Annotated in this window: 9 protein-coding genes and 1 pseudogene; 3 read left to right on the forward strand and 7 right to left on the reverse strand. The window is 49.1% G+C overall.

Going from position 1 to position 10,840, the window contains the following annotated elements; genetic code table 11:
- Positions 1 to 223: 223 nt before the first annotated feature.
- Positions 224 to 448, reverse strand: coding sequence for a hypothetical protein (locus AXFE_RS19805; protein WP_052604128.1), 225 nt, complete (start codon positions 446 to 448; stop codon positions 224 to 226).
- Positions 449 to 702: 254 nt separating this feature from the next.
- Between AXFE_RS19805 and AXFE_RS01475 the strand changes: the two genes are divergently transcribed.
- Together AXFE_RS01475 and AXFE_RS01480 are read left to right on the forward strand one after the other, a co-directional pair.
- Positions 703 to 927 carry a hypothetical protein gene (locus AXFE_RS01475; protein ID WP_152625790.1) on the forward strand — a complete coding sequence of 75 codons (225 nt, stop codon included), beginning with the start codon at positions 703 to 705 and terminating at the stop codon, positions 925 to 927.
- A 1,247-nt stretch (positions 928 to 2,174) separates the two neighbouring features.
- Positions 2,175 to 3,674, forward strand: coding sequence for a glutamate decarboxylase (locus AXFE_RS01480; protein WP_082058381.1), 1,500 nt, complete (start codon positions 2,175 to 2,177; stop codon positions 3,672 to 3,674).
- Between the two features lie 514 nt (positions 3,675 to 4,188).
- Here AXFE_RS01480 and AXFE_RS01485 read toward each other — a convergent pair.
- From AXFE_RS01485 to AXFE_RS01500, 5 genes are all read right to left on the reverse strand, one after another.
- Positions 4,189 to 6,309, reverse strand: coding sequence for a putative transposase (locus tag AXFE_RS01485; protein ID WP_052604130.1), 2,121 nt, complete (start codon positions 6,307 to 6,309; stop codon positions 4,189 to 4,191).
- Positions 6,310 to 6,391: 82 nt separating this feature from the next.
- Positions 6,392 to 6,520: a hypothetical protein gene (locus tag AXFE_RS20985; RefSeq protein WP_268749136.1), complete on the reverse strand. Its 129-nt coding sequence runs from the start codon at positions 6,518 to 6,520 to the stop codon at positions 6,392 to 6,394.
- 294 nt (positions 6,521 to 6,814) lie between these two features.
- Complete coding sequence (locus AXFE_RS18150; protein ID WP_160291685.1) at positions 6,815 to 7,906, reverse strand: RNA-guided endonuclease TnpB family protein; 1,092 nt, start codon at positions 7,904 to 7,906, stop codon at positions 6,815 to 6,817.
- A 34-nt stretch (positions 7,907 to 7,940) separates the two neighbouring features.
- Positions 7,941 to 8,753: an ExeA family protein gene (locus AXFE_RS01495; RefSeq protein WP_052604132.1), complete on the reverse strand. Its 813-nt coding sequence runs from the start codon at positions 8,751 to 8,753 to the stop codon at positions 7,941 to 7,943.
- The gene (locus AXFE_RS01500) at positions 8,750 to 9,091 is read right to left on the reverse strand and encodes a Mu transposase C-terminal domain-containing protein (protein ID WP_052604133.1); all 342 of its coding nucleotides are present in this window, start codon (positions 9,089 to 9,091) and stop codon (positions 8,750 to 8,752) included. Before AXFE_RS01500 ends, AXFE_RS01495 begins: the two co-directional genes overlap by 4 nt.
- A gap of 87 nt (positions 9,092 to 9,178) precedes the next feature.
- Between AXFE_RS01500 and AXFE_RS18930 the strand changes: the two are divergent.
- Positions 9,179 to 10,122: pseudogene (locus AXFE_RS18930) on the forward strand (IS1595-like element ISAxf1 family transposase).
- 89 nt (positions 10,123 to 10,211) lie between these two features.
- Here AXFE_RS18930 and AXFE_RS01510 read toward each other — a convergent pair.
- A partial coding sequence (locus AXFE_RS01510; protein ID WP_152625791.1) for a DDE-type integrase/transposase/recombinase occupies positions 10,212 to 10,840 on the reverse strand: 629 nt, incomplete at its 5' end.

Here is a 10,840-nt window from a genome sequence, read left to right on the forward strand (position 1 = left end):
GACCTCCTCTTCCTCGGTCATGATCTAAGCCAGTACCATTGTCGTTCATCGGAATAAACTGACTGGCTATATCGGCACGCCCTTCAAGCTACCTCTAGCGGCTCAACGCGAGTCTTTGTGGTCCCACAGCGCTCCAGTAACTCGGTTGTAGCCTACTATGCGTGGTGCATGGCACAGATTCGTTTTGACGTTGCACCCACAAGAGTTCAGCAGGATGAAGACATTATCCTGAGCCAATTGCCCTTCTAGCGCGTCTTGGAGTTGACCTTAGACACGAGAAGCTAGGCTTGGATCCGCTCTTGTGCGAGACGTAGTTCTGCGACTCCTCGACCTGTCTGACAAGATCGGCTGCCGCGGGCTTCTGATTCATGCGCAATCCGACGAGGCCCGTGACTTTTATCTCCGCCTCATCCCCGAATTCGAAAAGAGTCCAACGGATGACCTTCATCTAGTTTTGTTAATGAAGGATATCCGTCGCACTTTACGAGCTGAAACATTACTCACAGAATCCCACCCCTATTGATCTCGAAATGCTTGGGATAACACAGGTTGGCGCGCGTCACGCTTTCATATTTCATCGAACCAAACCTGTCCGCCAGTAGTCGGGCAGACAGATAAATATATCCCTCAGATGGGCTTTCATTTGCCCTAAAGCGCCCGATCGAGAGCATCGACGACTTGCGAAAACGTATCAATAAAGAGGTGCGCACCAAAGAAGAGACCCGACCTACAACCATTAGTCAATCCGAGAACTGGTTCTTCGGAGCGAACCGGCAGCAATCCGTGGGCCCTTCCACACCGATATCTGGGATGGATCCGTATCAAACCTTGCCAGCAAAGAGGCGGTCGCAATTTATCTGGTTGCTAGATGGTGAGCGAATCGCCCAGCTTTTGATCGGAGCGATAATGGCGATAGATACTCGATAATTGTAAGCATTGAGGCACCTGAGGTAGATGTCGATCTTTGGACACCCGTTGCCCAGCTCAATTTCCCGACTAACAGATCGATGCCCAGGATCTCTTTAGCAGGATTTTAAACAATCATAGAGTTAGAAAAGGACAACTGCAGGTGGAAGCACAATGTAGCTTAATAAATTCTAGTAACTCAGTCGGGAGCGTTATGACTTACGAGGCGCAGATCCGAGGTGCGGGAGGATCTGCTTGGCCGCAATAGGTATTTCCCTGTCACTGTAGCAATGTCGATGCGGCCGATGGAAAGCGTACTTGCCTTGACTTAGCTTAGGGCCTTCTTCCGTCCCCATTTGAATGCTCCTTAGAAAACTAGTTGGCAAAACCGCTACGATTGGCCAGACTGGTGGCTTTATCGGCTGGTCTCGACCTGAGACAGCGAGCAAAAATCAGATCGAAATGTGCTTTCTACTTTAAAGAATTGATAACGAAGACATCGAATGCAGGTGTGATCGAAACCAAGATGGACGGTACCGCTTAGCCGTCTTCATCGCTCCAGTAATCGAGGGCGTGCGTTACTTTAATCGGCAGCCCGCTAAGGCGAATCTTAGATAGGGTCATTGGGACGAGCCCCTTTTCGGGATCTACTCCCAGCGATTCAATTTCTGGATTTCGACGATTCCGGCGCCTTCGCCTTTTGGCCTGTCAATCTCGTTTCCAGCTGAGGTTATTTCGAAACCTCGTCACCTTGATAGCCAGGTTGTTGCGAGGCTTGACATTCCAGGCTTGACATTGCAGAGTTTGCCTTTAAAGAGGCATCTGAAACGCTTTGTTTGAGATTTTTGTTTTTATTGGGTTTTCCCTTGTCAACCCCCCCCCGGGTGACCACAACCCCCGCGCAACCACAACAATGGGTGTTCCCTAGGTTGATTGATGATTTGTCGGTGGTTAATAGCAATCTTCGTGGCGGCGATAACCCAAGGAGCTAATTCGATCTCTTGATACGCTGTATTTTTGAAGTGGTATTAGCAATTTTGGCGTCGGTTCTCGCCTCTAGTGGCAGTGCCACCTAATCGATTCAGAACCATAATGTCGACCATGAGTCAAACTCGCTTTGATTAATCGTGCTAAGTTTGAGCCAAGAACGTATCGGAAGCGGGCTTTTTAAAGCGGCCTTCTTGAGTGAACTGCTTTGATTTTTAAGTTGAAGACAACAAAGACTAAGTCGGCTGCACTAATTGGATGGACTAAGGAGCACTGAGCTAATGCTGACAAATAAGATCGATCCCTCTGAAGATGATGGTGGCTCGGATGCTAACCAATACTTGGCCCCAATCTATGGATCTCGGGAGGTGGGTGAGCCAATTCCTCGCTTTAGGATGCCAGATTCTTCGAGTTCTCCACGTTTGATTGCCCAATTGATCAAAGATGAGTTGAATTTGGATGGCAATCAATCGTTGAATTTAGCTACCTTTGTGACTACTTGGATGGAGCCAGAGGCCGAAGAACTGATGGCTCAGAGCTTGGGCAAAAACTTTGTCGATGCGGATGAGTACCCTCAAACTATTGCGATTGCTGATCGATGCGTGAATATGATCGCGGATCTCTTCAATGCACCAAATAGCGGCCAAGCTCTGGGCACTGCTACCGTTGGATCTTCTGAAGCGATCCACCTAGCTGGCCTTGCCCTTAAATGGAGATGGCGAAATAGCCTTGGAGAAGGTGCGGGCGTGACTAGCCATCGAGTGCCAAATATCGTGATGGGGGCAAACGTCCAAGTTTGCTGGGAGAAGTTCGCACGTTATTTTGATGTGACTCCGCGATATGTTCCAATGGCATCGGATCGATACGTCATAGGGGTGAAGGAGGCTATTGACTTAGTCGATGAAGATACAATTGGAGTCGTTGGCATTTTGGGGTCAACCTATACCGGTGAGTACGAACCTATCGAAGAGCTCGCTAATGCGCTCGATGACCTACAAGCCACAAACGGAATTGATGTACCGATTCACGTTGATGCTGCATCTGGAGGGTTCGTGGCTCCTTTTTTAACTCCCAACTTGAAGTGGGACTTTCGGCTCCCAAGGGTCCATTCAATCAATACCTCGGGCCATAAATATGGTCTCGTCTATCCAGGTGTCGGTTGGGTAGTCTGGCGCGACCGGCAGTATCTACCCGATGACCTAATCTTTCATGTCAACTATCTTGGGGGCGATCACCCCACCTTCAATTTGAATTTTTCACGAGGATCGTCTCAGATTATTGCCCAGTATTACAACTTCCTTCGACTCGGGCGTCGAGGATACACACAGGTCATGGTTGCTTTGGACTCAACTGCTCGATGGATAACTCAAAGAATAGAGGAGATTGGACTCTTCAAAGTCTTATCTGCGGAGGAGACACTACCTGTGGTATGTATCTCTTTGGTCGATACCTCTCGTTATAGTGTCTTTGACATTTCATCTTCACTTCGCGAACGAGGATGGATAGTTCCTGCATATACGCTTGCACCTAATGCGTCTGAGATCGCTGTTTTGCGTATCGTTGTGCGCGAGGGGTTGGGGATGGATCTAGCATCAAATCTGATTGATGATCTTAAATCTGTTATAGATCACCTCATTAGGGGGCATAAACCGGCAACCCGAGTTAATCACCGCCACCGTAGTTTGGTTCCTAAAGGTGCCAAGGCCACCAAGGTTACTAGCGGTAATCATGAAGAAATAGCGATGCAAAAGCAAAAGGACAAGCCTCAGGGAATCTGCTAGATCTCTTGGTCTATCTGATTTGAGCGGTTCTTTGGAGAAAGAACTGGCTGACCTGCTGTGCAATGGCAAATGAGAATAACCATCGCTATTGATATCGCAACCGAAATCACCTACTGAGGGATAGGATCAGCTGAAATCGGCTCAGCTGAAATCGGCTCAGCTGAAATCGGCTGTCCTAATTGGTTGGTTCGATTGATCACCAATGGTTTGATGGCTTACATATGTGCACCTGAACATCGCAGTGACGAAGAATCAATTTGACTAAATCGTGGGTAGGGAGAGACAATTTAGAGAGGCTGATCTTATGAGGGCTTAGACTAACCAACCTTACAACTCCATGGCGCGGCGATGGCTGCTTAGTGATACCTAATTATTGCGATTTTTTTTTGCAAATTGTCAATGAAGTATCTATGGTTTTATTTTTTATCGTCATGAAGATTTCTCACCCTCAATGCTTCCGATTGTCTCCAGCGACCAAGCCTCAAACCTCCGGTAATAGCGAATTACATCAATGTCAAGATTTTGGCTCGATCTGATAAGTAATTGGTCGGTTGTCACCGCTAAGGCGCGGTGGGTTAGCGTTGAGTTGTTCTATGAGCAGACTAAGGGCTCGATTGATGCGGGGAGCATCAGGCTGACGAATGGTAACGGTAATTGCTCTTGGGCTATAGCGGATCTCACCGGGCTGATGAAGCAAGTTACGAGTAATGCTCCGGTACTCATTTAGATCACAGAGATAGTTGTTGAGCGTTCGAGCCAAGTCAAGTTCTGCGTTGTAAGCGAGCAATCTACAGACCATCTGTAAGGCCCGGCGATTGGTGACAGGCCAAGCTCTAGTGGCATTGGGATCGATATCGGTAGCGGGGATCTTGGCGGGGATAGCTTTGAGTGCAACTCTTGCTTCCTCGAAGACCACACGTGCCACCTCGAGTTGACGCGAGAGACTATCAAGAGTGTTGTTTTTCTCTTTGATGTCGGCAGTTTGGGTAGTAGCGTTTCTTCCAATAGATCTCTCAAGCTCTGCAACAGCTAATTCAGCGCTCTTGAGTGCGTTATGGGCTTGAGTGCGCATGGGATTGGTTACCTTGGCTACATTAGGGCGGCGATCCATGCGATAGTCACACAACCAACCAATGCCGTGGTGGTCTTGTAAGTACTTGAAGCTGTTTTCGATGCGCCACCGCGATCTCAGGGTGTGTGCTAGGCGAGCAGCACTGCTCACCAAATCAGAGGTGAGGATCTGCAATGCCACCTGACCATCCTCATAGATGCTGATCTGGCGGAGCGCTCCGACATCTTCTAGATGAAGAGTCTCTGATGCTACTTGGATGTAGTGTCGATATCCATCTATGGTTACCCATGAGTGTTTAGGTAAAACACTAGGTACCTCAAGAGGGGCACGGCGATAGGTGACCCAGTCGAAGCCGGCCTTGTTCAACTCGGCAAAGACCTTGGGGTAGGCACCACCCCGGTCAAAGCCGACCATCACCGGGCGGTCCCCACAGATGACCCGTAGCTGTTCAAGAGGACCCCACATGGTTTTGGAGAGCGACGACGGTGCTCCAGATGAAAAACAGATGGCCCGCCAATTCTCATCGACGATTAACGTGTCGTTCCTACCTGGCTCGCCGCGTCGTCGGCGGGTATTCCAACCTTTAGCCAGTGGAGCAGACCCGGTATAGGCAACGAAGTGATCGTCAACAAAGAACACTTCCGGAGCGCTATCGTCGGCCTCTAGCATTGCCTTGGCTAGAGCTACTTGTACTCTAAGAGGATCAATCTCATCGGCAAGGCCAGCGAGCCGGGGGCGCAGGGTTCGAAGATGAGGAAAGCGTTCCAAGCCGACCAGTGCTCCGGCGTCAGTGTCCAATAGGTGCTTGGTTCCCTCTAGTGACGATGCACCAAGTGCGAATCCAAAGGTTGCAACAAGCAACGTGGCGCTCACGTCGTAGCGGCGTGCCCTACCTGATGGCAACACACCGAACACAGCACTGGCACCCACTCGATCAAAAAAGCCATGCAAAAGCATCGCCCCTGCATAGGCACTTTGGCGGATCCCATCGCTGATGCGGGTAACTACTAGATTGTCGGTGTCGCTACTGTTTCCAAGATCGGGCTTTACTATGGCGGATTCGACTTCTATGTTTGCTTGATCGGGCTTTTCAACCCCATCAATGACACTGAGGCGTAGTTGTTCGGACTCAGGGCGAACTCGCCGTGCCAGAAGACGGCTCACAGTGGCGGTCGAGACCGAAATTGCAGCGGCGATCTCGGTCCCTGGACGGTTTGCATCCGCCATGGCATAGGCCTGAGCAATCGCCTCATCACTGAGAAGCCGGGGTCGTCCCATAGGTGGGACCAAAGCGGCGGAACCGCCCTTGGATGCTCTGCCGCGCAATCTCGAGATGTATTCGGGTCGCAACTCAAAGAGAGCAGCCACCTCTAAGCCCGAGGCTCCTGCCGAAGTAAGTGCCACGATGGCCAAGTTTCGCATTCCTAGGTCCGCTGGATCGTAGACGAAAACTGCCCGAGGCCCCCAGCTCACCACCATCTCGCCGTTTACCATCGTCTTAGTGAGCTTGAATGGCGCAGGCATACCCGGAAGCAATTCGATTTGTTCTCGGCGTTTTCTCATCTCCTTATCATAGCACTATTGAACGACTTATGCAATTCCTAACATAAAAGAAACCCTGTTCAAAACAGGGATTGCGGCTCAACTACCGGAGGTCTGAGGCTTCGACGCAGCGATCACTCAGGGTCGTGAGGATGTTGATGATGTCGAAGCTGTCAACGAGATTGTCGGCCAACTCGACCAGCGTGCTGACTATCAGTGATTCTCTACTCATAATTCCCTCGTCTTGCTGGGTTCCCCCAAGAACTGTCGGCGATCCTTGAGGATGAACTACCGGATGCCTCTACACTAGTTCCCATATTCCTCGTATTCCCTGTTTTTCGGGTCTGTTTCTAGCCAGACCCTAGACTGAAAGTCAAACCGAGTGCCACGGTCGATGATTCGATGCGCGAGTTCGGATGGAGATATATCCAAAGCAAACGCGTGTGCGCGAGGCATGATCAGGGCGTCTTTCACCGAAAGCTTAGCCTGCACCGAAAGCATCCCCGAGGCTTGGTGCACGGAGAAATCAAAGGTGGACTGGCCCTGGAGTTCGTTGGCGATGGCGCCTCTGGGGACACCGGCTTGCATCACAAGAACAGCGCGGCCGATGATGAGTCAACCCATCATCGCAACTGCCGCCTGTACGAAATGGCCTGGGAACGGGCAGGGCGCTGGACCCAACTGGCCCACAACTGATAACCGACCAGTCACGGATATTCAATGAAGCATTCTCATCTCGATCCACCTCAACATGACAAGTATCACAGATAAGTCTCTTTGCGAGCTTTGCACCCGTGAGTCTGCCTGTGCAGTTGTGGTGGATTTGCGACGAGGGAAAGAAGCGATCTACAACGACTACCTTGACTCCGGCACTTATCGCCTTATAGGTAAGCGTTGGTTTGAAGGCTCCGAGTCCGGCATCAGATACCGAACGGCGCAATGCCCGTCTTCCCATACTTCGACCCATGGCAGCGATGTTAAGGTCTTCAATCTTAACTTCGCTGTAGTTATCCACCAGGTAACAGGTTAACTGATGGATACTTTCACGACGGACGTATACGGCTTTACGGTCTAACTTGACAAGCTTGGCTTTCGCTTGCCTGTGACCGTGTGATCCGGGTATCCGTCGGATGAGATTGCGCCCAACCCTACGACGCTCATTCATAGTAGCTCTGAGCGGAGCGGGGTTAGGAATAGCTGTCATGCTACCATTGCTGTCTGCGATAGTAGCAAGTGACCTTAGTCCTAGATCGACACCGGCGCGGGGGTCTTTCTTGGACATAGTTGCAGACGGTGGAGTAACTACGCTTGTCTTGATCGCGAGCTGGCAGGAGACGAACAACCTACCCCATCTCTGTGATAGAGTGCGCTTGAGTAGACGAGCATTGTTCTTAGCTAGGTGACGCTGTATTCTGCGCGTGTTCTCCATAGAGCGTAGCGCACCTATCATCGGCAGTACGATTGTTCTGCGATCATCTTCAAAACCCATAGTGCCAGTCGTAAAACGTACTCTGTTGCGGTCTTTTGTTGCCCGCCAGCCAAGCTGATCATGCAGACGACATAGTAACTGATCATGTTGTGTGATCGCTATGTCGCCAGTGACACTGATGGTGGTCACGGCGGTCCTCTGGTTGTCGCTAACTTTCTCATTCTCACTCTGAATCAACTTCTGATATTGCCTGGCGTGCCGATTTCTCATCTACGATTGCGCTTTTATTTGCAAATGTAGCTATCAGTGCTTGACGGGCAAGGTTGTTGACCGCTCTCGGCAGACCTCTGGAAACCTGATGAATCAGTCCCAACGCTTCATCTGAAAATAGAGCATCCGTTCGACCTGCCAGCTTCAGGTGATGTAGCGTATAGCTTTTGGTTTCCTCCGATTTCATTGGTGGAACGCTATAGCGAAGCGATATTCTCGGTTCAAGTGCGCTAAAGGTTCCAAGTCGCAGCCGTGCCTTTAGATTTGGCTGACCAACTAAAACCAGAGCAAAAGAGCTGGATGAATCCATATCGCTATTGGTAAGAAATCTCAGCTCTTCTAACTGGGAACCTTCCAAGAGATGAGCCTCGTCACATACCACTACCACCTTTCGTCCCTTTTCCGATTCAGATGCAAGCAGCGAGATTGTCTGGGAGATAAGCGGTGTTTTGTAAAAACAGGGACTCTCGCCTAAATGAGAGACGATCCCTGAATATATCCCTTTAGTTCCAAGTGCCGGATTAGCCAGATAGATAATACTGTGTCTCGATGGCTCTAACAGTGACACTGCTTTTCTCACTGCTACTGTTTTGCCAGATCCAACTTCTCCGGTTATCACTCCAATAGCTGATTCATCAACTAAAAAGCCAATCCGGGCAACTGCTTCTAAGCGCCCCTGGTTGGGGTGGAGATCAGACGGGGATATTTCTTTTGTAAATGGCATCTTTGTAAATCCAAAATGTGAACGTATCTGATCTATGCTCATTTCTCTTCCTCTGCGTTTAGCTCCCTGTAGCCAATTGGAGATCCAAGGTATTTCCTGTGCTGTTTATCCACCAGGGATAGATAGTCAATTCCGGTTGGTTTTATGGTTTCTGGCGAGTGGGCAATGGTCATCGGATGCGAATGGCGGGAGATTTTATGAATAACAGCCTTACCAAAGTCTCTGTCCATATACCGCACATTGATAGCTGAGAGATCGAATGGATCAAAGACCAGATCTACTTTCCTACCTACCAGAGCCTGGTCTACTTCGTAGTCGTTCCCATAGAGGGAAACCGTTGCAGTTTTTGTAACAGTTCTTGATTCAGAGAATAGAAACATACTTATCAAGTTTCGTAAGTTTCGCCTCCACCGAGACCAGATTGGAGCTAATCTTTAGTAGAACAGATGTTCGATAAAGGAGGCATGGTGGATATCTCAGGCTTTATGGTACGCTTCGCTTCAGAGGAAGCATGTGAAGATCATTTGATCAAATTGCTTATGCTATGAGGGATTTAGATGCCCAAAGTGTGACTCTGACCAGTTTACCTTAATCAGGCCAAACCATCGAAGAAATGCAGCATCTCGAGCTCCACTTTTTCAATGTAAATCTTGTCACCGTCAAACTAGCGTTACCTCCGGAACCATCTTCCATCGAAGCCATATCTCTTTATCCAAGTGGTTCTCCGCTATCTATCTATTGTCCAACGACAAGCGTGGTCTTTCGGCTACTACCATTGCTAAATTCGTTCAAGTATCTTATTCGACTGGCTGGTTGATGCTAAATAAGCTACGAAAAGCAATGGCTGACCGAAATGGTTTATATAAACTTGGAGGAAACGTCCAGGTAGATGAGTTCTTTTTAGGTGGTGAGAGCCATGGCGAAGGCAGAAGAGGAAAGGGAACAAAACAAACCAATGTCCTAATTGGAGTGTCGATTAGCAATGGTGCTCCTACTCATTGCTTCATGGAAGTAATCAAAGATACCACTGCTAAATCACCCAAAGATGTTTTTGTGAGACGTTTAGATTCCGATACCAAGCTGATAAATGATGGTAACCCAAGTTACGGGGTATGTGCTGAAAGACCTTGGACTAGCGCATTCGATCACTCTATCCAAAGACGAACAAGCACATGTAACATTCAAATGGCTCAACATCCTGATAGGGAACTGCAAGAAATTTATCGACGGAACATACCACGGACGTGAGGAACATAAGCAACTTTACCTCGAGGAATTCGCATACCGATTCAACCGAAGGCACTTTGAAATGTCCTTGGTAGAGCGACTTCTCAATACATGTGTGTTTGCGTCTCCACATCCGCTACTCCGCGAATCTGATTCCAAAATGGCTCTTGCTTACGAAACTTGATAAGTATGAATAGAAATGCCTCCCGCACAAGAGAAAGATCTGGTATCTTTGGCAGAATGGAGAACCGTTCAGGTGGTGTCTGGCCGGTTTCAGAATGAATCCGTCGGTGATAGACCTGTTCCACCCACCCCTGGAAGCGTTCTTCGAGAACTTCCAGCGAAGAGATATCGCTGTGGGCTACTTCTACTAGGAACTGGTCTCTTACCGTTGATGAAAAAACGCTCAATTTTTCCACGACCCATTGGACGCCCAGGTTTCGAGTGCACTAGCCGAATCCCGAGAACTGCCAGGGCTCTTAGCAGTTGACGCGAGACAAATGGACTCCCGTTGTCGAGATACACGGTACCCGGTATACCTCTTGAGAGTATTCCACGTCGTAGCGCTGCCTGAGCTGAAAGAGTATCTTCAGAATATGTCCAGCGGTGAGCTGTAACCAATCGGGAGTGATCGTCACAAAAACAAAACAAGATTGCCTTCTTTCCGGCAATTACCGGGCCGTGTAAAGCATCTCCCACCCAGAGCTCATTTGGATAGTCTGCCTCAAATCTCCCAAATGCAATGTTTTGACCGCTCAGCTGGGATCTTGTGAGTCCTAAAGCTTTGAAATGACGCTGTGGAGTTCTTTCATTAGGTGACCATCCATTTTGAGTTCTGATGATCTGGGCAATATGGGCTGCTGTTCTAAAAGGATCTTCTTTTCTAAGCTCACATGCTAAAG

The sequence above is a fragment of the Acidithrix ferrooxidans genome (assembly GCF_000949295.1).
Classification (GTDB): Bacteria; Actinomycetota; Acidimicrobiia; order Acidimicrobiales; family Acidimicrobiaceae; genus Acidithrix; species Acidithrix ferrooxidans.